Here is a 22,901-nt window from a genome sequence, read left to right as displayed (position 1 = left end):
TCATTTTAACCCTTCCTTTATGAAATCTATTTAAAAAGCAAAGGAATTTGTTCAATTAAAGTATCGATTCCTAAATACCCCATGACCACAACTACGATTCCACCAGTAATCGTCAGCCACAGTGGATGTTTATATTCTCCAACCACATTTTTCTTATAAACCCCAATTAACAAGGTTCCTAATGCAATTGGTAAAATTAGTGCATTGAGGGCACCTACCAAAAGTAAAATTTTAACCGGTTTGCCAACCAACGTAAATGTCAAAGTGGAAACCAAGATAAATATGATAATAATCCAATTGTGATATTTCTCAATCACGGGACTAAAAGAACGAATAAATGAGACCGAAGTATATGCTGCTCCTACAACAGAAGTAATCGCAGCTGCCCACATGATGATTCCAAACATACGGTAACCGATCTGCCCTGCAGCTAATTGAAAAACGGAAGCCGGAGGATTTGCTGCATCAATTTGTAGACCCTTTGAAACCACGCCAAGTACTGCTAAGAATAAGGCAACACGCATCAAACCTGTTACAACAATGCCAGTTACGGAACTTTTTGTCACCTCTGGTATGGATTCAACCCCTTTAATTCCGGCATCTAACAAACGATGTCCGCCGGCAAAGGTAATGTATCCGCCAACTGTCCCGCCAACTAGCGTTACGATGGCAAAAATGCTAATTTTTTCTGGTGCAACCGTATTGACTATTGCTTCCCCAACAGGAGGAGAGGTGATGAAAGCAACATAAATCATTAAGAGGATCATGATGGCACCGGCAACTTGGGCAACCTTGTCCATCGCTTTGCCTGCTTCTTTTACAAGGAAAATAAAAATTGCAAACGCAGCACTAATGATAGCGCCGGTTTTTGGATCCAACCCGAGCATCGCATTTAGTCCAAGACCTGCTCCGGCGACATTTCCAATATTAAAGGCAAGACCGCCAAGAACAATCAATACGGCTAAAAAGACTCCTAGTCCGGGTAAAACCTTATTGGCGATCTCTTGGCCGCGCAATCCGGAAACCACGATAATCCGCCAAATATTGATCTGTGCAAAAGCATCAAGAAGTAATGATAGTAAGATGACAAACGCAAAACTTGCAGCCAATTGCTGCGTAAAAACAGTTGTTTGTGTTAAAAAACCGGGGCCAATAGCGGATGTAGCCATTAAAAAAGCGGCTCCCATCAAAACACTTGTGCTGGTTTTCTTTTTCTTTTTTGCTTTTTCTGCTGCTACATTTTCTTCGACTTCTACTTTTTTCGCGATCATTTAGTTTCCTCCCAATCTATGTGCTGATGGATGATACAGCGATATCATTTCGCTCTAATGTCTCTTTAATATATTTTGCAAAAGCAAGTGCATGTTCGCCATCACCATGGATGCAAACCGTATCTGCTTTTAATGAAACTTCTGTATTTTGCTGTGACGTTACTTTTCCTTCTGTCACCATTTTTATTACTTGTGTGACCGATTTTTCTTGATCAGTAATTAAGGCATCCGACTGCGACCTGGAGGTCAACGTACCGTCTGTCTGATAGGTGCGGTCAGCGAAAACTTCATGCGCAGTTACAAGACCCAGCTTTTCTCCGGCCTTCACCAATTCACTTCCGGAAAGTCCGAATAAGACCAATTCAGGGGAAACATCATAGACCGCTTGGGCAATGGCTTCTGCGAGCAATGCATCCTTTGCTGCCATATTGTATAAGGCACCGTGAGGTTTTACGTGCTGCATACTCTCGTTATATACAGATAAAAAACCTTGAAGAGCCCCGATTTGATAGACCACCATGTCATAGGCTTCCTGTGGGGTAATCTTCATTTCCCTGCGGCCAAAGCCATTTAAATCTGGCAGTCCGGGATGTGCGCCGATTTTCACCTGATTTTCAATCGCAAGTTTGACCGTTTCTCTCATTACACTCGGGTCCCCAGCATGAAAACCACAAGCGATATTTGCAGATGTCACATACTTTAAAATTTCTTTCTGTTCGGCTAAGCGATATCTGCCAAAACTCTCTCCAATATCGCAATTTAAGTCCACTTTAAATCCCATGTTATCCTCCTTATATTTTTTATTGGAACCTACCAAACTCCACTTTTTATAAAGCGTTTTCATTTGAAAAATGGAGTTTAGTTCCGAAATTAGGAATTGCAGTTTTAAAATTTAAATTTATTCTATCATAAAATAAAAAATCTGAGTAGACAGAAATCAGGAATTTTCTAAAAATATAAAAAGGGATAATTTTTATACAATAAACTGCTTGTTTTTTAAATTCGGAATATTATAATGATTGTATATCCATTTTTTAAAACATAAGTTCCGAATTTAGAAACTATCGGAGGTTTTACAATGTGTTCTCGTATAAATGAAACCGTCATCAAACCTTTAGGCGATTCGGCCTTGATTGTCCAGTTTGGGGAAGAAATCAGCCCGGCCATTCATCAAAAGGTTCAGGCGTTCTCAGCCATGGTAAACCAGCACCCATTTGAGGGCTTTGTAGAGTCCGTACCCGCTTTTACGAATGTCACCATCTATTACAATCCGGTGGTCGTGCACCATTCCTTCGTGGCTTCCCAACCAATGACTCCATTTCAAAAGGTGAGTACAAACCTCAATGACTTACTGGAGCGAATGGATGATCAGCAGGTTTTTGAGGGGAGATTGGTGGAAATTCCCGTTCTCTATGGGGGAGAATATGGGCCGGATTTAGAATATGTAGCTTCTTTTCACAAAATATCAGCCGAAGAAGTAATCCAAATTCATACTGAAAGTGAATGTTTGGTGTATATGATTGGATTCGCTCCAGGGTTTCCATTTATGGGAGGAATGGACGAAAGAATTGCAACTCCCCGAAGAGAAAGCCCAAGAACCGCGATTGTCCCAGGTTCAGTCGGAATTGCCGGTAAGCAGACGGGCATTTATCCATTGGAAACGCCCGGTGGATGGCAAATTATCGGCCGTACACCGCTTGATTTATTTCGGCCGGATCTAACACCTCCGACCTTACTAAAAGCTGGAGATAAAATTAAATTTTTCTCGATTTCTCCTGAGGAATTTAACGCCTATAAGGAGGGGAGCAAATGACAGTAAAAGTACTTCACCCGGGACTCCTAACAACCATACAAGACTTGGGGAGATATGGTTCACAAAAATATGGTGTCATTGTCAGCGGAACGATGGATTCTTATTCACTCCGGGCAGCGAATCTGCTCGTTGGAAATAAAGAAAATGAAGGGGCCCTGGAAATCACCTTATTCGGCACTTCCCTTTTATTTGAAGAGGATCGGGTCATCGCGATTACCGGTGGTGATTTACAGGCCGTGATAGACGGTAAAAAAGCCGCAACTTGGCGGCCGGTTTTGGTCAGAAAAGGGTCTATCTTACAATTCAAATCCGCAATCTATGGGTGCCGCGCCTATGTTGCCTTTGCCGGCGGGATTGCTGTTCCTGAAGTGATGGGCAGCAAAAGCACCTATCTTCGCGCAGGAATTGGCGGCTTTAAAGGCAGGGCTTTACAAAAAGAGGATATCTTAGATTTCGGTGAGATGAATGATCAGAGTCATTCAATCAATGCAAAATTAAAAAAATTGGAATGCAACCCGTCCTGGTCCATCAACTATACAAAGCTAGTTAACTTACAGCAGACGCAGACGATTCGTGTGATCAGGGGCACCGAGTTTGACCGGTTTGATGAAAAAAGTAAAACCAGCCTGTTTCAGGAACCGTTTAAGCTCACGACCCAAGCCGATCGGATGGGCTATCGCATCGAAGGCCCGCAGCTTTCATTAGAAAAGAAATTTGAATTATTGTCTGAAGGGGTCACATTTGGAACGATTCAAGTCCCGCCTAACGGAAACCCAATTGTCCTAATGGCCGACCGGCAGAGCAACTGGCGGCTATCCCAAAATAGGGCAGATTATTTCCGCTGATTTACCAAGCATGGGGCAACTGCAGCCGAATGCGGTCATTCATTTTAAAGAAATTTCCCATAAAGAAGCGGAACAAGAGCTATTAGCAAAGGAAAAAATCATCGATGAAATAAAACTAGGAATCCGCTTTAAAATACTCGGATGAGAGGAATCGAAATCATGAAATGGAATGAACTAAAGGAACTAATCGAAATACTCGATCACTCTTCTTTAGATGTATTAAAGATAGAGAATCAAGATATCAAATTATACTTTCAAAAACATGATGCCGCAACTATTGATTTTACAAAACAGCAAACAGAAACACTTGAATCCGTGACTGTGAACCTTGAATCAGAAAAAACTGCTCCCAAAAGAGAGGAAGGTTTACATCAAATCAAGTCTCCAATGATTGGCGCGTTTTATTCCCGTTCCAATCCGGAGACAGCCCCTTTTGTACAGGTGGGAACCGTTATTGAAAAAAATCAGACACTTTGTGTATTAGAAGCTATGAAACTATTTAATGAAGTCGTCTCAGATGTAGGGGGAGAAATCGTTGATATTTTAGTGGAAGATGGGCAAATTATCGAATTTGGTCAGCCCTTGTTTTTAGTGAAGGTTGGTGGCTGATTTGCTAAAAAAAATCCTTATTGCCAATCGCGGGGAAATCGCTGTCCGGATTATTCGTGCATGTAAAGAAATGGATATTCAAACCGTTGCTGTTTATTCGGAAGCGGATGGGGAGGCGCTTCATGTGAAGCTTGCAGATGAAGCGTACTGTATCGGCAGGGCTCCTTCAAAAGAAAGCTACCTAAATATGGAGGCAATTCTCGGTATAGCCACCTTAACAAAAGTGGATGGAATCCATCCAGGGTATGGATTTCTAGCCGAAAATGCGGATTTCGCTGAATATTGCTGTAAGTGCGACATTGAATTTATCGGCCCATCTCCAGAATCGATTCGAAAAATGGGTATCAAGGATGTTGCGCGAGACACGATGAAAAAAGCCGGCGTCCCGATTGTACCCGGCTCAAATGGAACGATAAAAGCTACCGGTGATGGTTTAGAGATTGCTAGAAAAATAGGCTTTCCGGTCATCATTAAAGCCACTGCAGGCGGGGGTGGAAAAGGAATCCGTGTTGCACGCAATGAAGAGGAATTAACAAAAGGAATTGAAATGACCCAGCAGGAAGCGAAAACCGCATTCGGAAATCCGGAAGTGTATTTAGAAAAATTCATCGAAGATTTTCGTCATATTGAAATTCAGATTCTTGCAGATACATACGGAAATGTCATCCACTTAGGGGAACGCGATTGTACGATTCAGCGGAGAATGCAAAAACTCGTGGAAGAAACCCCGTCGCCAGCACTTTCAGCGAAAACCCGGGAAAAGATGGGGGAAGCGGCTGTTCAAGCAGCAAAAGCGGTTGAATACGTTGGTGCGGGAACAGTTGAATTTATCTATGATTACAAGGAAGATCGTTTCTATTTTATGGAGATGAATACGCGGATTCAGGTAGAGCATCCGGTTACAGAGATGGTAACAGGGGTTGATTTGATTCAAGAACAAATTCGTATTGCTTCTGGCGAGTCGCTTAAGTTGAAGCAAGAGGATGTCGACATGGAAGGCTGGGCGATTGAATGCAGAATTAATGCTGAAAATCCTGCCAAAAACTTCATGCCTTCACCAGGTAAAATTGAAGAATACCGCTTACCGGGGGGGTTTGGGGTACGGGTCGATTCAGCCATCTATGCCGGCTATCAAATCCCGCCGTTTTATGATTCGATGGTCGCCAAATTAATTGTTCATGGACGGACAAGAAACGAAGCGATTAAGAAAATGCTTCGTGCTCTAGATGAGTTTACGGTAAAAGGGGTAGCGACAACGATTCCATTCCATCAAGTACTTCTGAAAAATGATGTTTTTACCAGTGGGGAATTTAATACAAATTTTCTTGAGACTTACTCATTAGAGATAAAAGACTATTAAAAAAACATCCTCTATTTCCTGTAAAACCAGGTACTAGAGGATGTTTTTTATGTCTGGCTATAACCCAGCCGTTTAGAAATTTCTTCTGTTGCTGCTTTTATTTTTTCGGAGAAAATCCGGATGTTTTCATTTTGATAATTGGCTTCAATTCCTGCAATACTCATGCCGGCAATAACGTCACCTTTATGGTCGAAAATCGGTGCCGCAATCGCAGCCGTGTGATCCTCTAACTCCGAATAACTAATCGTATACCCATTTTCCTGTGCTTGGCGAATCGTTCTCAACAGCTCGCTCTTATCGGTAATCGTTCCCTTTGCAAAAGATTTAAACTCTGCTGAATCTAAATAGCTTTGAATTTCTTGCTCGGGTAAAAAAGATAAAATTGTACGAGCACAAGCACCCGCATACAACGGGCTCCTTCTACCGATGGCGGTATATAAACGAACCTTTTGGTTTGTATCAATTTTTTCTATATAGATTGCCTCTTCGCCTTGCTTAACGATAAGGTTGATCGCTTCCCCTACATCATCATGCAGCTCTTGCATAATTGGATAGGCAATTTTTCGGATATCCAGTCTGGATGAAACAAGGTGACCAAACTTAAGAAATAGCAGCCCTAAGCGATATTTGTTATCCGTCCCCTTTTCTAAAAACTCCATTTCTTCCAAGGACATTAACATTCGATATACGGAAGTTTTCGGAATCCCTGATAAATCAATCATTTCTTGAAAGGTTAAGGCCGCATGATTTTTAAATAAATTTAAAATATCCATTGAACGGACAACCGTTTTATTTTTATGATTCATAGTGTTACTCCTTTTAAAAATAAGGCTTTGTTAAAGAACAATGTTGATTTCTAAACAAAGTTGATTGGAGCGGAAATCAACAACAAAGTTTAACACAGCCAAAAATATAGGTATAAGCTGCTTTTCTATTATAATAACAAATTTGTGGCAGGGATTGTAAGTGGAATCAACAATATTCGCCTCGTTGCCTCATAAGCTAATATATACGTCTTAGGTCTTAGTCTTTTTTACATTTCCAGGTCAATGGAAAGCAGGATTTTTTTCGTGTATTGTTGAAATATGGAAGAGCAGTACATGATTTTTACAATAGAATGAAACATTCATTCCATGTTGCTCGTATGAATAAAGAGGACTATTAAGGTCAGGAGTCGATTTAACATGAACCCAATTATTTCGTTGATTATTCGATCGTTTGTCGCCGTACCGATGACGGTCATTGTTTGGCTAATTAGCAATTTTGCGTTTAACCAACCCTTCCTGCTTTCCAGTGCATTTGCGATTGCTGCTGGGGTGATCACACATTTATTCCTTGGCTTGTATATGCAAACACGTTTTTTAAAAAAGCATCGGTTAACTCGAAAAGAATATTTATATATTATGAAAAATTTATCAGAGGCCAAGCGGAAAATCCGCCGCTTGAATAAGGCGCTTTTTGGAGTCCGCGATATTACTTCGGTTAAACAAAGAATTGAAATCCATCGCATCGCCAAAAAAATATATAAGATCACAATGAAAGAACCGAAACGCTTTTATAAAGCAGAGTCCTTTTATTTTTCTCATCTAGACTCCGTGGTAGAGCTCTCTGAAACCTACGGATTTCTCTCAACACAGCCGAAAAAGAATGCGGAGCTCGAGCGGTCGTTAGCTGAGACGAGGAGAACGGTAAATGAATTGAACAAAACCTTGGAAGAGGACTTGTATAAGCTGATTTCCGATGATATCGATCATTTAAATTTTGAAATTGATGTGGCGAAACACACGATTAAGAAGGAAAAGGAAGCAAAATTCGATGATGAAAACAGGTGGTTGAAATGAACGAAAACAATGTAAATAAAACGGGAAATTTATTAGACGACATTCTCGCCGATCCATTTGGCGACCTAGAAACCTCACCGGTGCAAAAAGCTGTCCTTCAGAAGACCCAGTCAGACGACAGGCCGGTAAAACTCATTAATGTCATCCCCGAGGAAAACCGGGCAAGGGCTTATCAGATTGCCGAGCAAATTGACCCGGCCAACCACCAGGCGATGATTTTATATGGCACGCAGGCACAAGGGAAGCTGCTATCCTTTTCCCATGCGATGCTTGAACATGTTCAAAAAAAGGATGTCGGGGAAATCGGCGAAATTATCAATGATTTAATGAAGCACCTAAACCAGGTTAATCCGGATGAACTAAAGGAGGGCAAGCCGTCCTTTTTTGCCCGAATGTTTGGAAAAATTTCAAGCTCGATGCAAGAGGTGCTTTCCAAATATCAAAAAACGGGGGCACAAATTGATCGTATCACCGTAAAATTAGAGCGCAGCAAAAATGTGCTGATGTCGGATATCAAATTGCTTGAGCAGCTTTATGAAACCAATAAAGAATACTTTCATGCGTTAAATGTGTATATTGCCGCAGGGGAGATCAAGCTAGAGGAAATGCATGAAAAAACCATTCCACAGCTGCGAAAAGCGGCAGAGGCAACCAATGATCAGATGAAATTTCAGGAGGTCAATGATATGCTCCAATTCGCTGACCGATTGGATAAACGCTTATACGATTTGAAGCTGAGTCGTGAAATCACAATCCAGAGTGCACCGCAAATTCGCTTGATTCAATATACAAACCAAGGCCTAGTGGAAAAAATCCAATCTTCGATTGTAACGGCGATTCCGCTTTGGAAGAATCAAGTGGCGATTGCTTTAACGCTAATCCGACAGCGCCATGCAGTTGAGGCCCAAAAACAGGTTTCCAAGACGACCAATGAGTTATTGCTAAAAAATGCCGAAATGCTGAAAACCAATACGATTGAAACCGCCAAAGAAAACGAACGCGGCCTCGTCGACATCGAAACCTTAAAGAAAACCCAAGAAAGCCTGATCACAACGTTGGAAGAAACCATGCGCATCCAAGAAGAAGGCCGCAACAAACGCCGCATCGCCGAACAAGAACTCGCTGCTATGGAAAATGACCTAAGGATAAAACTCCTTGAAATCAAGGGGAAATAACATTTGACAAAAATCGGGTGGTGCCTGGCACCACCCGATTTTTGTCGAATTTCCCTCCGCTATTTGTTTACCGGTGTCGCATTATAATATTCTTCTAACGTAATTCCCTTGTCCATAATCTTGGTGGCAATTTCTTTGCCCACGTAACGGATATGCCAAGGTTCGTATTGGTAGCCGGTTATTGCTTCTTTGCCCTTAGGATAACGGATGATAAAGCCGTACTCTGCTACATGCTTCTCCAGCCAAACGGCTTCTTTGGTTCCGCCGAAGCAATCGGAAGCAGCGCATCTTCCATCACCTCCGGTCACATCGATGGAAAGCCCTGTTTCATGCTCGCTCGTGCCCGGCAACGCACTGTAAGTCCGTGCCTTTTCATATCCATCCCGTTTCACATAGGTATTAAATAAAGCAACTTGGGTAATGTGTGAACGATAGGCCGACACACCTAACAGAACCACTCCATCCTTCTTCGCCCCTGCAAACAGTTTTTGCAGTGCATCGGCTGCTTCCTTGCGCATTTTTCTCTTATCCGATCCCACTGGCGCCCCGACAAAATCAACTTTTGTAGCAACCAAGTCCTTCGGATTATAGTTATCTGGGAGCTTATTTTGCTTGTTTACTAGGACCGGAATACTCTCCGGATTGGAAACCGTCTGGATGCTGTCGCCCTTCGGTTTTTTTACCGTAGGTTTTTTGGGGCTTTCTGTTTTATGTTGATTTTGCTGATCCGATTCGGTATTTGTATCGGTTTTTGGAGGAGTCGTTTGCTCCGTCTTCGGTTGATTCGTTTCCTTTGGCTTTTGATCTGCATTTTGGCCAGTAAAGCTGCAGGCTGCTAAAGAAACCGTTAAGACAAAACAACATGCTCCTGTTGATAATAATTTAAACATCTCAAAACTTCCTTTTTTATAAAATGATACAAGAGAGCCTAAAAGAAATGCCCCTATGTTTTTTGACGATCATATAAATACGAAGTTACAACCTTGTGAAAAAGTTATCTGTAACCCGTGACGCCATTCTCTAGAATAACAAAAATATTCGCCAGTTTAAATGGAAATTTCTAAGGAATTAGACTCAAATATAGAGTGGAATTCTCGACAAAAATCCCGACCCATGACCTGATTTCCTTTGTCCTTTTTATAAAATTTGGTATCATGAAGTTGGACGATTTTGTCAATAGATACACTTTGGAGGCTCATATGGAGAAAATTAAGGTAATGACCGTTTTTGGAACAAGACCGGAAGCCATAAAAATGGCACCACTTGTAAAGGAACTTGAGAAAAATCATGAACAAATCCAATCAATCGTGACGGTAACAGCACAACACCGGGAAATGCTGGACCAGGTTTTACATATTTTTCAGATCACGCCCGATTATGATTTAAACATAATGAAAGCGAGGCAGTCACTGATTGATGTGACAACCCGCAGTTTAGAAGGCTTAAATGAAGTATTTCAAGAAGTGAAGCCGGATATTGTCCTCGTTCATGGCGATACAACGACCACTTTTGTTGCCAGCCTTGCTGCCTTCTATCATTCGATTCCAATTGGCCATGTCGAGGCCGGGCTTCGGACAAGGAATAAATATTCACCCTATCCGGAGGAAATGAACCGCCAACTGACGGGAGTCTTGGCCGACCTGCATTTTGCACCGACAGCTCAGTCCAAACAAAACCTATTAATCGAAAATAAAAAAGAAGAAGCTATTTTTGTCACCGGAAATACTGCCATTGATGCGTTAAGCACGACGGTGAAAAAAGATTACTCCCATCCAGTTCTAGAACAACTAGGGAGCAGACGTTTGGTGTTAATGACGGCCCATCGCCGTGAAAATACCGGTAAGCCGATGGAAAATATGTTTACCGCCATCAGAAGATTGGTTGAAAAACACGAAGATATCCAGGTTGTCTATCCGGTTCACATGAATCCGGTAGTCCGTGAAATTGCCGGCCGAATTCTAGGTGAGAACAATCGAATTCACTTAATTGAACCCCTAGATGTAATTGATTTCCATAATTTTGCTTCAAGAGCATACTTGATTTTAACGGACTCAGGCGGTGTGCAGGAAGAAGCGCCATCTCTAGGGGTGCCGGTTCTCGTTTTACGCGATACTACCGAGCGCCCGGAAGGAGTCGAAGCGGGAACCTTAAAGCTTGCCGGAACTGAAGAGGAAACGATTTTTCAGCTTGCTGATGAACTTTTAACTGACCAGCAGGCCCATAATAAAATGGCGAAGGCATCAAACCCTTACGGTGACGGACATGCCTCCGAACGAATTGTCGAATCCATTCTTTACCATTTTGGCGTTAAAAAGGAAAGACCTGCTAACCTGGGGGAAAAATAATCAGAAGCTGTTTCCAAAAGTCGCTAAAGTGGCTTTTAGGAACAGCCTATTTTTTTGGAAAATCACTTGCGCAGATAAAATTGCTTTTATCGCAGATAAATCAGGCAGGAACGCAGATAAAATGAAATTTCACTTCAATATGTGACCAATTTCTGTGATTACACCATTTATGACGATTAACCCAATACTAAAATGCTAAATAGAGAGAGGGCTTTCTTATGAATCTATTAAAAATCCACCATGTTGCCATCATTTGTTCAGATTTTCAAAAATCAAAAGATTTTTATGTTCGAATCTTAGGGCTGACTCCTAAAAATGAGGTGTATCGCGTGGAACGGGACTCCTATAAGTTAGACCTTGAGGTGAACGGCGACTACCAAATTGAGCTGTTTTCCTTTCCAGACCCGCCGGGCCGTCCGAGCTATCCGGAGGCAGCAGGGCTAAGACATCTTGCCTTTGAAGTAGGGGAAATTGAGCAGGCTGTCCACTATTTAATCGAACAAAAAGTGAAAGTGGAGGCAATTCGGGTCGATCCGCTGACAAATAAGAAGTTTACCTTTTTTGCAGATCCCGATGGACTTCCAATTGAGCTCTATGAAAGAGGATAGGCCTTTTTCCCCTTTAAAACGCTTACATGGTGGAATATATTAGTAATAACACATCATCGTACGAAACGGCAAACCCATTGAAAAATGGTGACGCAAAACTAGAGGGGCTAATGTTTTTTATAAAAGAAAAGCTAAACCGCGCTGAAAGGATATTACTTTTCTCTTTCTAAAAATAATGCCAGCCAGTTACCGAACACGAACACTCCTGCGATTTTGTGTAAAGCGAAAAGGGAGGCCATATGTGTGAAAAATTTTATCACCAAAGGAAAGTATTATTGGCATTTATTTCAGTACCGCCACAATGAACTGCTTCAGCAAGACTGTCTCTGCGAGGAGCTAAAATCAAAATTAAAGGTCAAAGCCATCTACCACAACAGTAAAGCCGTTGAACTCGCACACCAATGTGATGAAGCTTAATCTTTACAAAAAAGCCTAGGAAAATATCCTAGGCTTTCAGTATGTTTATTAAAAACGACTGTTTAACATTGAGATTTGTCGGTCAATCCTTAAAAATCAAACTTCTGAACAAAATTACAATTAGAGCAAGCCCGGCCAATCAGCCGATGGGTTTTGGCGTTTTCGTAATAAATTTCCTCTAATCCACATACAGGGCATTCGATAATGTGGAAAATTTGTCTTTCTCCTAAGATTGCATCCAACAAAAATTCAAAGTGCACGCTAACCGCCCCCAAATCTAGCTTTTCTCTACCATAACAAATACTAAATGAGAGATTAGAAGAAAATTGTCAGATGAGAGTCAAATTTTTTCGACAACATCTGAAACAGAAAGAAAGCTGGCCCACTGGACCAGCCTGCTTTCGTTTGGGGGAGGGGTTAATTAAAACAAATTTTCAAGCTTTTACGACTGCCTATTAATGTTTAGCTGCATCAGGTTGTGCAGGAAGCTTACCATCTTTAGTGACAATTAACTTAGCAATTGAACCTTTCATTGCCTGATCAAATTGGTGAGACAATACTGAGTATGTTCCTTCTTCTACTACAGTAAATTCAACAACTGCTCCACCACTAGCAGGAATCATAACTGATTGCATACCTTTAAGGTGGTTATAAGGGTTACCATCAAGATATACATCATCAAAAACTGTACCTACAACGTGGAAGCTAACAGGTTGTGACATACCCACATTTTCAAAGTATAAACGAACCTTATCGCCAACTTTCGCTACGAATGGAGTATCACCAACTTTACCATTTGCGAGTTCTCGAACATTCATCGTATAGTGAGAAGGATTTCCATTCTTCATGTCTTCGGCATTGCCGCTATCAAACCATTCGTTATTAACCACTACATACTCTTTATCCACTTTATTAGGATATGGATTTGCATTATCTTTAACAATGATTGTCCCAACCATACCATTCGCAATATGCATCATAACGGGAGCAGTACCACAGTGATACATAAATACTCCGACATTGCTTGCTTTATAAGTAAAAGTACCTTTATCATTCGGTTTGACATCAGCAAAATTCTTAGTCGGTGAAGTATGCACAGCATGGAAGTCCATTGAGTGATTTACAGTGGGGTCATGATTCTCTAATGTAAAGTTGATTGTATCACCTTTATTCACAATAACAACTGGACCTGGAGCCTCGCCATTGAATGTCCAAGCTTTATATAATACATCTGGTGCAACTTGCACATCTGTTACGGTTGATGTCATGGTTACATTAACCTCATGCTTACCAATACGTTTAATTTTAACTGGTGTAGCTTTTTCGTTCATATTTTTCTGAGTAGGTAGGATCGTATTTTCATTCACATATTTACCATGGCTCATATTTTCCATAGTATCATGGTTGGCAGAAGCACTTACTTGTGGAGTCTTCTTGGCGTTTTTTTCAAGTTTCAAGTTCGTCGTATTACAAGCACTTAATACCAACATAGAAGTCATCATCACCGTTGCAACTTTTCCCACTTTTTTCATTTTAATCTCCTCCATTTAACCTCATTTTTTTATAAAAAAGAATAGTTTTGTATGTCATTGTTAGTTGTCTCTAGTGCCTAATATCCTTGGCTTTTTTAAGCCGTTTAATTGTCTAGCTTCAGCGCCTAGCCCCTTGAGGTCGCTGCAGTCCTGGCGATGAAGTCAGAGAACGACTTCACCGCCAGGACTGCAAGCAGCTGTTGGGTCTGACTATGGCGCTTACGCTTTTCTTGTAATTTGATTACACTTTCATTTTATTCTCGGGGGGATATGGAACGAGTGATATTATTCACTTAAAGAGGGGTACCCAGTGAACAAATTGTGAAATGGTGAGCAAGGTAAACATAGTGAAAAACATAGGTATATAGTTTGTGTGAATAAGCGGTATTTAGGACATTCTAATAGTGTAAATTATAAAAATTTGGAGGGATCAGTTTGAAAAAGGAACAGGACGAAACAAGTGAAGGTTTAAATCAAATATTTGAGGTAATCAATGCAAAAGGGGACACAGGTGAACTAAAGGAAATTGTTGAGAATAAGGAAGAGGTGGATGAAGGCCAAAACCAGTAGAGAGGATCAAAGAAATGGTCCTCATTAGGTGGATGAAGGCCAAAACCAGTAGAGAGGCCCAAAGAAATGGTCCTCATTAGGTGGATGAAGGCCAAAACTCGTAGAGAAACCTAAAGAAATGGTCTTCATCAGGTGGATGAAGGCCAAAACTCGTAGAGAAACCTAAAGAAATGGTCTTCATCAGGTGGATGAAGGCCAAAACCTGTAGTGAGCCCCAAAGAAATGGTCTTCATTAGGTGGATGAAGGCCAAAACCCGTAGAGAGCCCCAAAGAAATGGTCTTCATCAGGTGGATGAAGACCAAAACTCGTAGAGAGACCCAGAGAAATGGTCCTCATCAGGTGGATGAAGGCCAAAACTCGTAGAGAGACCCAAAGAAATGGTCTTCATCAGGTGGATGAAGGCCAAAACCTGTAGAGAGCCCCAAAGAAATGGTCTTCATCAGGTGGATGAAGGCCAAAACCTGTAGAGAGGCCCAAAGAAATGGTCTTAATTAGGTGGATGAAGGCCAAAACTCGTAGAAAGACCTAAAGAAATGGTCTTCATCAGGTGGATGAAGACCAAAACTCGTAGAGAGACCCAAAGAAATGGTCTTCATCAGGTGGATGATGGCCAAAACTCGTAGAGAAACCCAAAGAAATGGTCTTCATCAGGTGGATGAAGACCAAAACTCGTAGAGAAACCTAAAGAAATGGTCTTCATCAGGTGGATGAAGACCAAAAATCGTTGAAAAACACAAAGAAATGTCCTTCATGTGGCGAGGAAGGACAAAATCAATTCAAAAAGCAAGCAAGCTGTCTATCAAAAATCCATCGAGCATCCAGTCCACAATGACATCAACCAATAAAACAAGCTATCCATTCACCGCAACCAATTTGGACTTCTCTTCTTCCTTCACATCATAAAGCTGCTTGATCATGTTAATAAACGGTTCAACGAATCGTGGGTCAAATTGTTTTCCGGAACAATCCCGTAACTCGACCATCGCTTCATTGTAGGTTTTTGTTTTTTGGTACGGTCTTTCCGTCGTCATGGCATCAAACGAATCAATTACACAGAGAATCCTGGCCAGCTTCGGTATCGACTTTCCTGCGAGACCATATGGATACCCAAAACCGTCATAGCGTTCATGATGAAGCTCTACAAGAGGAATCAAGTCGTCGAGCTTTTTATTCGTTGAAATGATCTCCTTGCCCCACGTCACATGCTTTTTCATCATTTCCCACTCATGTGAGTCCAGCTTTCCTTTTTTATTTAATATATCGCGGGGAATTTCAATTTTTCCAATATCGTGAATTAACGCTCCAAGAATAAGCGTTTTCCGCTCATGGTCACTCAAGCCTAACGTCCTCGAAAAATCAACGGCATATTGGTACACCCGTTTACTATGCCGATAGGTGTAAACATCCTTTGACAGGAAAATCTTTAACTGCTGTTCAGCCTCTTCTAGATCTTTTTCAAGAGAAAGGGAGCGACCGATGGAATAATCTGAATGCTCATTAAATACTTGAACAAGGTTTTTGCCTTGGTCTTTCGCGGCGTACATCGCCTTATCGGCCTTATTGAGCAGCTCGGAAATATTGTAGGTTTCTTTTTCACATTGTGCAATCCCAGCTGAAAAAGATAGGCAGCCGTATGGTAGCCCTTCTACGCCTTTAAAATAGGTATCATTCGCCTTTTTTCGCAGCTCATTCATAAATGTAAAGGCCTGCTTGCGGTTGGTATTCGGCATGAAGATGGAAAACTCTTCGCCGCCGTAACGGGCAACAGTATAATTTTTCGCTTCTGTTTCTGCTTTTAAGATGGCGCCAAATTTCTCAAGTAAATAGTCGCCTTGAATATGCCCGTAAAGATCGTTGTATTTTTTAAAATCATCAATGTCCAGTAAAGCAACGCTTAGTGGCTGCTCACTTTCCTTTGCGACAGCTAACTCTTTTTCTAAAAGCTCTTTAAAATACCCGTGATTATTGAGACCCGTCAGAAAATCCTTGTTTGCTTTTTCTGAAATGTCCTTAAATAATTGAAAATGCTGTTTAAATGCTAAGGATAATAGGAACGAAATACATGTAAACAGGAAGATACCTAGTAATTCCTCGGTCTGCATTAAAATGACTAATACAAGCGATAGCATAAGAGTACTCAAGTATGTGGCAATCGTTTCTTTAATGACTCCGTTAAAAACTTCTACCAAACTTTCAGAGGCATCTAATATGAAGTAAATCCCAATTAACAGTACATTAATCATAAAGTATACACTTAAAGAAATCACATAAGAGAGGATATTTTCAATATGTACATTACCAATATGTCCACCAGTGAGTATAAATGAGTAATAGGCACCACTAATCATCAAAGAATAAATAGAGAAATTAAATAGATGCTTCCACCACACGATTTTTCGTTGGGTAGCTGCAAAAATAATCGAATGAATGATTAAAACATTTAAAGTGAAATGAACACCGAATAAAAAAAGACTTGCTAAATAAATGGAAGAATCCATCGACAGGGAATTCCCCTTCGGAGGGAGTAAGATTGTGTAATGATTTAGAAGAAGAATTGATCCGGTAATTGCCGAAATCATAATCCATTCCATCGTAGAGTGCTGTTTGAAGTCGTTTAGGAATAGAAAGGAAATTATTCCTAATGCTGAAACAAGTGAAAGATATCGGTTAATGGGTGTCTTTACTATACTCATTTTCATCACTCACATGAATAAATTTAGGAGAAGTTTTTAAAAACTTCTCCTAATGATTATACTATTAAACTAACTTAAATCCAGATGTTAACGCAATAATTACAGAGCCAATGATGATGGCATTGTACAATACACTTGTTAATTTGATGCCATGTTTTTGTTCGTTTTTCATTATTTTTCACCTCCTTTCAAGGAGAGTGAAACTGACTTTGTTCCTTTTGAAAGTGGGTGATGAATCATAAGATGTTGAATAAAGAAGAAAATTCCGATATTCATAATGATGTCGCCAATGCTAATGATTTGTGTGCGAGGATAAGGCTTCGTGATGGGAATGATATCTCCTAAAATACCAAGATGAGTTGAAGATGTTAACATCGTGTGCTTTGCATATAGTCCTTCTTTAAGAGCGGTTACATAACTGGGGTCTAAAACGGTAGCTGCTTCTGGCGAGACCGGCATTCGTCCACCATTCATAACCATGACAAGAAAGTTAAGAAAGACTCCTGCTAAAATCAATAGAAATCCAGGGTTCTTGCGGTTCATCCATAAAAAGAGTAAACCAATCACATAAACTGCAATGTATATGGAACCGCTTACCTCTCCGAGAAATTTAAAGTGGTTTTGTAAAAAGAACACAGTCAATTCAATTGCCAATAACAGTGGAAACATCCAACCCCACTTAAGTTTCAGGTGTGCTAACGCTCTTACATTGCCTTTTCGTAAAAATCCGACAATAAAAGAAAGAATAATTCCGTCAAATACCATAAAAAGTACCTGCCTATGATCATATTTTTATGGATCAATAGTAATATTTTAAATTTCCAATTGAGTTAAAATATTCCTAAAATAATGATAAATGATGAAAAATATTGAAGGCAAGAATATTTTTTGGGAAAGGTGAAAAATGTGTCTTTATCCTTATAAAATTGACGAATTTTGTAAAAAATGGCCTGTAAATAGGTCTATTTATGTCGTTTTTCGAAAAATACGAAACACGAAAATTTCTTTGGCAGAAAAATAAATATCTTGGCCAAATTATTATTTGGAAGTCTATTCCTAATTGAACCAATATATTTCTAGTCATTAGGAATCAAAATTGATTAAAATGAAGATAACGATAGAGATATTTGCCTATCCATATGGTAAGTTATTAATAATACAATCTAAAAAAGGGGAAAAATTGATGACACGAAAATGGAAATGGCTGATCGCCTGTTCCTTTTTTCTTCTTTTCTTAAATGGAGTTGGATTCTTCGCAGTGCATTTCTTGAGCAGGTAAGAGATGTACAGTTAATGGGGAAGGAGGAAGAAAGATGATGACGACCAATCTAACGAAGCCGCTTTCAAAAAAAATGCTGGCGGCCATCCTTGTCATAACGCTTGGTGCTGAAATAGTTCTTTATTTTATGAGATACACCTATTTGGCGGGTACTTTATATGATGCGATTATGGTCTCGTCTTTCTTTATTGGCTGGAAATTGCATCACAGAATTGTTGACGCGACAAGTGGACGGCCGACAAGTCGCCAACGCGCACTTCAATTTACCGGTGCCTTCCTAGTTTTTTTTATTGGGAGCACGATTATCAATATATATTCGAATCTAGCCTTCCCAGCCTTTAACAAGAATTACGATCAATATGTTCAAGTCTACACTGACCCGCAAACGACAATTGACGAAGCCACTTCTACGTTTTTTTCGATGATTGATAGCGTCGGTTCTGATTTATATAATGATACTCTTGCCGGGCTGGAAGAAGTTTGGCGCTTAGGCTATATCATTCTTGTTTTGATTGTCTGTAAAAAGATTTTCCCTCGCCGCTGGGAAAATGGCTCAAGGGACATATTTATCTTATTTGCCCTCTTTTTCACATCGATTCTCTTTGGTATCGACCATACATTGGATACTGTCCAAACCTGGCCTGTCCGAATTGGAGCAATTGTAACCTTTGCCAATATGGGATTGATTTTAGGACTAATTCTATTGTGGACACGAAGCCTCTGGGTGACGGTCATCGTCCACTCGGTTTACGATATTACAACCACCTTGTCATGGAATTATTTTCATTATGCGGTTGAAACCTTTGCCCTTGCCGCCTTTATTCTTCATATTATTCTTTTAAAATTTGAAAAAACACAGCAATCGCAATCCATAGAACTCACAGATTAAAGGGGATGCCACCTAAGGCATCCCCTGTTTTATTATATACCATATACATAGGAATGTTTTTTATACCAATATTGAATGGTTCCATTCTCATACTTTTTATATGTAATTGACGCTTTCTGAAATGCACGTATTAAACGATCCTTTTCCAGTTCCTGCTTTACATATAATTGGTTCAAAGAGCGCTTCATACCTGTTAGGTTATTTTTTTGCATGTCAGTTAAAATATTCAGCCGCTCTTCATTTACTGCCAGGAAATCTTTCTTCAGTTCTGAGAAATTGGCAGGGGCCTTCAAATTCTTTGCCTGCTCGTTTAATTTCCTTTGCAGTGATAATGCTTGAATGATTTTAATTCTGGAAGGGTTCGGCTCAGATTGAGTATTGTCCAATAATCGATCCCCCTTCTGATTCAGATCCTGTGCCTTAGATAAATAACTAATGAAGGCTTCCTTATTTTCAATAGATTTCTTGTTGTAAAGCGCTAAAGAAAAAATGAGAAGGACGAAAATGAATAAAACCATGCATGTAATCTTAAAGACCCTCTTGTCCCGATTGGACAGCTGTTTAATTTCGGGATAATTGTTTTTTTGTTCTGTATGAAGAAGTCCTTTTATTTGCAATTCTTCAAGCTCTTGACGGATCTTTTGTTGCGCCGGGGTCAGCATCATGAACCTCCAATATAATAATTCAAACTAATCAAATCAATACTACAATAAAATAGGATAAAAAAACTAGATAATATCCAAATTTTTAGACAATATGCTTTAATATTATGGCAAATCAAAAGGGGATTAATTCAAGAGTGTGTCGAAATATGTCGTTTTTTAAGGAAAATTATCAGGTTATTATTCGACAAATTCTTAAGGATTTATGAGAAAATAGTTAAGAAATGCTTTAACGTGTTCATTATATTTTAATTTAAAATTAACTTTGGTAATTGATTGTAAAATACACAGTACTATTTCCATAAGCGAAATAAAAGTGTATTATAATAAAGGCAAGAAGTTTTTACAGCAATTGACAAATGTTGATGAGATTCTCCAATTATTCTGCATTTCATTACAGCCTTCAATATAGATAGGGTGGTCAAACGTAAGTGAAAAGAGTTTTAATTATATCGCAGCATTTTTATCCGGAAATAGGAAGTCATGCAAATCGAATAAAAAATCTATTTATCCTTTTGAAAAAGGAGAATTTCGATGTAACGATTTTTACATCGGAACCATCGTATCCTAATAAAAATATTTATAAAAAACATAATTTTTGGGATGAAGAAGTACTTAATTGTGAAAAAGATAACATAAAACGTATAAGTATTCGCAATCGGAAATACTCGTCCAGTATATTCAATCGGTTGTTTTATTATGTAGAAATAGCCTTTAAAACGATTTTACTTATTCTTCAGGATAAGAAACGATATGATTATATCTTCGTAACATCTCCACCTATTTTCACTGGCTTTGTTGGACTGTTTGCAAAATATCGGTATAAAACGAAGTTAATATTGGATATTCGTGATTTATGGCCAGAATCCTTAAAAGGAGTAGGGGTGTTTAATTATACTTTTATTCTTTATTTTTTTGGGATATTAGAAAAAATACTCTATAAAAAATCTGACAAAATTGTCATCAATAGTTTAGGATTCCAAAATTATATACAAAAAAAGGCCGGAATTGCAAATTCGAAAATGATTTTTATTCCAAATGGATCCCTTCCTGAGGAATTAGTTCCAATTAAAGAAAACGAAATAAACAGAAAAAAAATCATTTACGCAGGCAATCTTGGACTTGCGCAAAATACAGAATTAATCCATCAACTGGCACCATTGTTAGATAAGGAAAATATTCAGTTGACGATCATTGGCTATGGAGTAAAAAAGAGTCAATTAATCAACTCGATTCAAGGATATAAAAATGTAACAGTAATCAATCCGATGACCAAAAAAGAATGCTTTAAGATTATTGCAGAGCATGATTTAGGATTGGTTACACTAAAGGACAGCGAAGTGTTTAAAACGGTTTTACCAGGTAAAGTGGTCGATTATTTAACTTGTGGTATACCAATTGTAGGAATTGTTGATGGATATGCAAAAAGTGTAATAGATGAGAACGGAGTTGGAACAGCTCTTCATACGGATGACCCAGTCCAAATTCTTTCACACATTAAGCAATTATTAAATGATGATGAATTAAGATTAAAAATGGCACATAACGGACAACAATTAATTCTTAATCATTTTAACTGGAAAAAGAATATTACTAAGTTAGTTGAGTACATGAATTGATGAAAAAGTTTTACAAAGGATGGATTTAAAATTATGTCCAAAAATGTTTGTATGTTTGTTTGGAACCACTTTACAAACGATGCCCGAGTGTTACGTGAATGTACAGCATTATCAGAGGCCGGTTATGCGGTTGATTTAATCTGCATTCACGATCCAAAGGATGCCTCGCTGCCACGATTTGAACAAAGGAATGACCTCTTTAAGGTATATCGGATTAAAAGATATCCTGTATTATTTGAAATCATTCAAAAGCTATTTAAATACTCCAAACAAAATAAATTGTTCGGAGTTCTTTGCTTGCTGTTATGGGCGGCATTCGTATATTTATCTCCCATTATCACACTCTTTCTCACTGCATTAGCTATACTTCTTTTAAAAACAAAACTGAAAGTAGTATGGGTTAGAGGGGGACTGATCCTCGGAATGATCATGAAGGGGTTGCAAAAGAACTACGATATTTATCACTCAAATGATCTTAATACTCTGCCTCAAGGTTATATTTGTTCGAAGTTTCGATTCAAAAAGAGAAAACTGATTTATGATTCGCATGAGGTTCAAACCAGTCGTACGGGATATTCAAGTCCGCTTTATGGGAAAATGGAAGGTTTTCTTGTAAAAAGAATTGATGAAATGATCGTAGAAAACAACACAAGAGCGAAATATAACGAGGACCTATACGGATTTTATCCTCACGTTGTCCATAACTATCCATTTAAACAAACAAATAATAATGAAGAAAAAGTAGATTTACATGAACTGTTAAACATCCCCAAACATGAAAAAATTCTGCTCTATCAAGGCGGGATTCAAACGGGTAGAGGCTTGGACAAGCTGATTAAAGCTGCTCCGCTCTTTCATGAAGGAGTACTGGTCCTTATCGGTGATGGGAAAATTAAAAAAGAACTAGAAAATATGGTTCAAGAAATGAATTTGCAGGATAAGGTTAAGTTTTTACCTAAGGTACCGCTCGCAGAATTGCCGAAATATACAAGGAATGCCTATTTAGGATTCCAGGTTTTGAATAATGTCTGTTTTAACCACTATTCTGCATCCTCTAATAAATTGTTTGAATATATGATGGCTGGTGTACCGGTTGTGGCTTGTGACTTTCCGGAGATTAAGAGAGTTGTTGAAGGTGATGGGACAGGGGTTTGTGTTGATTCACATGACTATGTATCTATTGCCGAGGGGGTTAATTATCTCCTCCATAATCAAGTGAAATTAAATGAAATGAAAAAAAGCTCTATTACAGCAAGCAAAAAGTACAACTGGGATAAGGAACAAACTAGCTTCTTGCAGGTCTATAACAGTCTATCTTTCTAGTGAATGAAGGCGTAATGACTTTAGAAATTTTCGTATGGGGGAAAAATTG

General features: G+C 39.3%; 21 protein-coding genes, 1 pseudogene and 1 riboswitch. Of the genes and pseudogenes, 13 read left to right on the top strand and 9 right to left on the bottom strand.

What is annotated here, in order from left to right; all coding sequences use genetic code 11:
• Positions 1 to 26 precede the first annotated feature (26 nt).
• Both RCG21_RS29490 and RCG21_RS29485 read right to left on the bottom strand, forming a co-directional pair.
• The gene (locus RCG21_RS29490; RefSeq protein ID WP_133333885.1) at positions 27 to 1,271 is read right to left on the bottom strand and encodes an NRAMP family divalent metal transporter; all 1,245 of its coding nucleotides are present in this window, start codon (positions 1,269 to 1,271) and stop codon (positions 27 to 29) included.
• A gap of 16 nt (positions 1,272 to 1,287) precedes the next feature.
• Positions 1,288 to 2,052 carry a LamB/YcsF family protein gene (locus RCG21_RS29485; RefSeq protein ID WP_308914086.1) on the bottom strand — a complete coding sequence of 255 codons (765 nt, stop codon included), beginning with the start codon at positions 2,050 to 2,052 and terminating at the stop codon, positions 1,288 to 1,290.
• Between the two features lie 297 nt (positions 2,053 to 2,349).
• Between RCG21_RS29485 and pxpB the strand changes: the two genes are divergently transcribed.
• The 4 genes and pseudogenes from pxpB (at position 2,350) to accC (ending at position 5,898) form a co-directional block, all read left to right on the top strand.
• Complete coding sequence (pxpB, locus tag RCG21_RS29480) at positions 2,350 to 3,084, top strand: 5-oxoprolinase subunit PxpB (RefSeq protein ID WP_308914085.1); 735 nt, start codon at positions 2,350 to 2,352, stop codon at positions 3,082 to 3,084.
• A pseudogene (locus RCG21_RS29475) lies at positions 3,081 to 4,074 on the top strand (5-oxoprolinase subunit C family protein). The gene pxpB and the pseudogene RCG21_RS29475 overlap by 4 nt, the downstream one beginning before the upstream one ends.
• Positions 4,075 to 4,088: 14 nt before the next feature.
• Positions 4,089 to 4,538, top strand: coding sequence for an acetyl-CoA carboxylase biotin carboxyl carrier protein (gene accB / locus RCG21_RS29470; RefSeq protein ID WP_308914084.1), 450 nt, complete (start codon positions 4,089 to 4,091; stop codon positions 4,536 to 4,538).
• A 1-nt stretch (position 4,539) separates the two neighbouring features.
• Positions 4,540 to 5,898 (top strand): acetyl-CoA carboxylase biotin carboxylase subunit, encoded by a 1,359-nt coding sequence (gene accC / locus RCG21_RS29465; RefSeq protein ID WP_308914083.1) that lies wholly within the window; start codon positions 4,540 to 4,542, stop codon positions 5,896 to 5,898.
• 47 nt (positions 5,899 to 5,945) lie between these two features.
• Here accC and RCG21_RS29460 read toward each other — a convergent pair whose 3' ends face one another.
• Positions 5,946 to 6,704: an IclR family transcriptional regulator gene (locus RCG21_RS29460; protein WP_133333891.1), complete on the bottom strand. Its 759-nt coding sequence runs from the start codon at positions 6,702 to 6,704 to the stop codon at positions 5,946 to 5,948.
• Positions 6,705 to 7,082: 378 nt separating this feature from the next.
• Between RCG21_RS29460 and RCG21_RS29455 the strand changes: the two genes are divergently transcribed.
• A complete protein-coding gene (locus RCG21_RS29455) occupies positions 7,083 to 7,739 on the top strand; it encodes a 5-bromo-4-chloroindolyl phosphate hydrolysis family protein (protein ID WP_133333892.1) in 657 nt (218 codons plus the stop codon).
• Positions 7,736 to 8,914, top strand: coding sequence for a toxic anion resistance protein (locus RCG21_RS29450; protein WP_308914082.1), 1,179 nt, complete (start codon positions 7,736 to 7,738; stop codon positions 8,912 to 8,914). The genes RCG21_RS29455 and RCG21_RS29450 overlap by 4 nt, the downstream gene beginning before the upstream one ends.
• A gap of 59 nt (positions 8,915 to 8,973) precedes the next feature.
• Here the strand turns inward: RCG21_RS29450 and RCG21_RS29445 are convergent, their stop codons facing one another.
• The gene (locus RCG21_RS29445; RefSeq protein WP_308914081.1) at positions 8,974 to 9,804 is read right to left on the bottom strand and encodes a M15 family metallopeptidase; all 831 of its coding nucleotides are present in this window, start codon (positions 9,802 to 9,804) and stop codon (positions 8,974 to 8,976) included.
• A gap of 309 nt (positions 9,805 to 10,113) precedes the next feature.
• Between RCG21_RS29445 and wecB the strand changes: the two genes are divergently transcribed.
• The 3 genes from wecB to RCG21_RS29430 all read left to right on the top strand — a co-directional run bounded on the left by wecB (position 10,114) and on the right by RCG21_RS29430 (position 12,284).
• On the top strand, positions 10,114 to 11,259 hold the full coding sequence (gene wecB, locus RCG21_RS29440; RefSeq protein ID WP_308914080.1) for a non-hydrolyzing UDP-N-acetylglucosamine 2-epimerase: 1,146 nt from the start codon (positions 10,114 to 10,116) through the stop codon (positions 11,257 to 11,259).
• A gap of 218 nt (positions 11,260 to 11,477) precedes the next feature.
• Complete coding sequence (gloA2, locus tag RCG21_RS29435; protein ID WP_308914079.1) at positions 11,478 to 11,867, top strand: SMU1112c/YaeR family gloxylase I-like metalloprotein; 390 nt, start codon at positions 11,478 to 11,480, stop codon at positions 11,865 to 11,867.
• 57 nt (positions 11,868 to 11,924) lie between these two features.
• Positions 11,925 to 12,013, top strand: a riboswitch (cyclic di-GMP riboswitch).
• Between the two features lie 97 nt (positions 12,014 to 12,110).
• Complete coding sequence (locus RCG21_RS29430) at positions 12,111 to 12,284, top strand: hypothetical protein (protein ID WP_155925749.1); 174 nt, start codon at positions 12,111 to 12,113, stop codon at positions 12,282 to 12,284.
• 89 nt (positions 12,285 to 12,373) lie between these two features.
• On the opposite strand, the gene RCG21_RS29425 is transcribed toward RCG21_RS29430, so the two are convergent.
• Together RCG21_RS29425 and RCG21_RS29420 are read right to left on the bottom strand one after the other, a co-directional pair.
• Positions 12,374 to 12,544, bottom strand: coding sequence for a hypothetical protein (locus tag RCG21_RS29425; protein WP_026575864.1), 171 nt, complete (start codon positions 12,542 to 12,544; stop codon positions 12,374 to 12,376).
• Between the two features lie 195 nt (positions 12,545 to 12,739).
• Positions 12,740 to 13,816, bottom strand: a complete 1,077-nt coding sequence (locus RCG21_RS29420; RefSeq protein ID WP_235824766.1) for a multicopper oxidase domain-containing protein — start codon at positions 13,814 to 13,816, stop codon at positions 12,740 to 12,742.
• A 435-nt stretch (positions 13,817 to 14,251) separates the two neighbouring features.
• Here RCG21_RS29420 and RCG21_RS29415 point away from each other — a divergent pair, with 435 nt between their 5' ends.
• Complete coding sequence (locus tag RCG21_RS29415; RefSeq protein WP_268884054.1) at positions 14,252 to 14,386, top strand: hypothetical protein; 135 nt, start codon at positions 14,252 to 14,254, stop codon at positions 14,384 to 14,386.
• 852 nt (positions 14,387 to 15,238) lie between these two features.
• Here the strand turns inward: RCG21_RS29415 and RCG21_RS29410 are convergent.
• Both RCG21_RS29410 and RCG21_RS29405 read right to left on the bottom strand, forming a co-directional pair.
• A complete protein-coding gene (locus RCG21_RS29410) occupies positions 15,239 to 17,080 on the bottom strand; it encodes a bifunctional diguanylate cyclase/phosphohydrolase (protein WP_308914078.1) in 1,842 nt (613 codons plus the stop codon).
• 171 nt (positions 17,081 to 17,251) lie between these two features.
• On the bottom strand, positions 17,252 to 17,845 hold the full coding sequence (locus RCG21_RS29405; protein ID WP_308914077.1) for a DUF5317 domain-containing protein: 594 nt from the start codon (positions 17,843 to 17,845) through the stop codon (positions 17,252 to 17,254).
• Positions 17,846 to 18,393: 548 nt separating this feature from the next.
• On the opposite strand from RCG21_RS29405, the gene RCG21_RS29400 reads away from it, so the two are divergent.
• Positions 18,394 to 19,248 (top strand): CPBP family glutamic-type intramembrane protease, encoded by an 855-nt coding sequence (locus tag RCG21_RS29400; RefSeq protein ID WP_308914076.1) that lies wholly within the window; start codon positions 18,394 to 18,396, stop codon positions 19,246 to 19,248.
• Positions 19,249 to 19,280: 32 nt separating this feature from the next.
• Here the strand turns inward: RCG21_RS29400 and RCG21_RS29395 are convergent, their stop codons facing one another.
• On the bottom strand, positions 19,281 to 19,910 hold the full coding sequence (locus tag RCG21_RS29395) for a hypothetical protein (RefSeq protein WP_308914075.1): 630 nt from the start codon (positions 19,908 to 19,910) through the stop codon (positions 19,281 to 19,283).
• Between the two features lie 431 nt (positions 19,911 to 20,341).
• Here RCG21_RS29395 and RCG21_RS29390 point away from each other — a divergent pair, with 431 nt between their 5' ends.
• Entirely contained in the window at positions 20,342 to 21,529 is a 1,188-nt protein-coding gene (locus tag RCG21_RS29390) for a glycosyltransferase family 4 protein (protein ID WP_308914074.1), read from the top strand.
• A gap of 33 nt (positions 21,530 to 21,562) precedes the next feature.
• Entirely contained in the window at positions 21,563 to 22,852 is a 1,290-nt protein-coding gene (locus RCG21_RS29385; protein WP_372512733.1) for a glycosyltransferase, read from the top strand.
• The last annotated feature ends 49 nt before the right edge of the window (positions 22,853 to 22,901 follow it).

Origin of the sequence: Bacillus salipaludis (genome assembly GCF_030938565.1) — a bacterium.
Taxonomy (GTDB): domain Bacteria; phylum Bacillota; class Bacilli; order Bacillales; family Cytobacillaceae; genus Neobacillus; species Neobacillus salipaludis_A.
This window is presented reverse-complemented; position numbering and strand designations above follow the sequence as displayed.

Excerpts from the sequence above, each read along its gene's own strand:
- RCG21_RS29490 (WP_133333885.1), bottom strand. The coding sequence starts at position 1,271 with ATGATCGCGAAAAAAGTAGAAGTCGAAGAAAATGTAGCAGCAGAAAAA.
- RCG21_RS29485 (WP_308914086.1), bottom strand. The coding sequence starts at position 2,052 with ATGGGATTTAAAGTGGACTTAAATTGCGATATTGGAGAGAGTTTTGGC.
- pxpB (WP_308914085.1), top strand. The coding sequence starts at position 2,350 with ATGTGTTCTCGTATAAATGAAACCGTCATCAAACCTTTAGGCGATTCG.
- accB (WP_308914084.1), top strand. The coding sequence starts at position 4,089 with ATGAAATGGAATGAACTAAAGGAACTAATCGAAATACTCGATCACTCT.
- RCG21_RS29460 (WP_133333891.1), bottom strand. The coding sequence starts at position 6,704 with ATGAATCATAAAAATAAAACGGTTGTCCGTTCAATGGATATTTTAAAT.
- RCG21_RS29455 (WP_133333892.1), top strand. The coding sequence starts at position 7,083 with ATGAACCCAATTATTTCGTTGATTATTCGATCGTTTGTCGCCGTACCG.
- RCG21_RS29450 (WP_308914082.1), top strand. The coding sequence starts at position 7,736 with ATGAACGAAAACAATGTAAATAAAACGGGAAATTTATTAGACGACATT.
- RCG21_RS29445 (WP_308914081.1), bottom strand. The coding sequence starts at position 9,804 with ATGTTTAAATTATTATCAACAGGAGCATGTTGTTTTGTCTTAACGGTT.
- wecB (WP_308914080.1), top strand. The coding sequence starts at position 10,114 with ATGGAGAAAATTAAGGTAATGACCGTTTTTGGAACAAGACCGGAAGCC.
- gloA2 (WP_308914079.1), top strand. The coding sequence starts at position 11,478 with ATGAATCTATTAAAAATCCACCATGTTGCCATCATTTGTTCAGATTTT.
- RCG21_RS29420 (WP_235824766.1), bottom strand. The coding sequence starts at position 13,816 with ATGAAAAAAGTGGGAAAAGTTGCAACGGTGATGATGACTTCTATGTTG.
- RCG21_RS29410 (WP_308914078.1), bottom strand. The coding sequence starts at position 17,080 with ATGAGTATAGTAAAGACACCCATTAACCGATATCTTTCACTTGTTTCA.
- RCG21_RS29405 (WP_308914077.1), bottom strand. The coding sequence starts at position 17,845 with ATGGTATTTGACGGAATTATTCTTTCTTTTATTGTCGGATTTTTACGA.
- RCG21_RS29400 (WP_308914076.1), top strand. The coding sequence starts at position 18,394 with ATGATGACGACCAATCTAACGAAGCCGCTTTCAAAAAAAATGCTGGCG.
- RCG21_RS29395 (WP_308914075.1), bottom strand. The coding sequence starts at position 19,910 with ATGCTGACCCCGGCGCAACAAAAGATCCGTCAAGAGCTTGAAGAATTG.
- RCG21_RS29385 (WP_372512733.1), top strand. The coding sequence starts at position 21,563 with ATGTCCAAAAATGTTTGTATGTTTGTTTGGAACCACTTTACAAACGAT.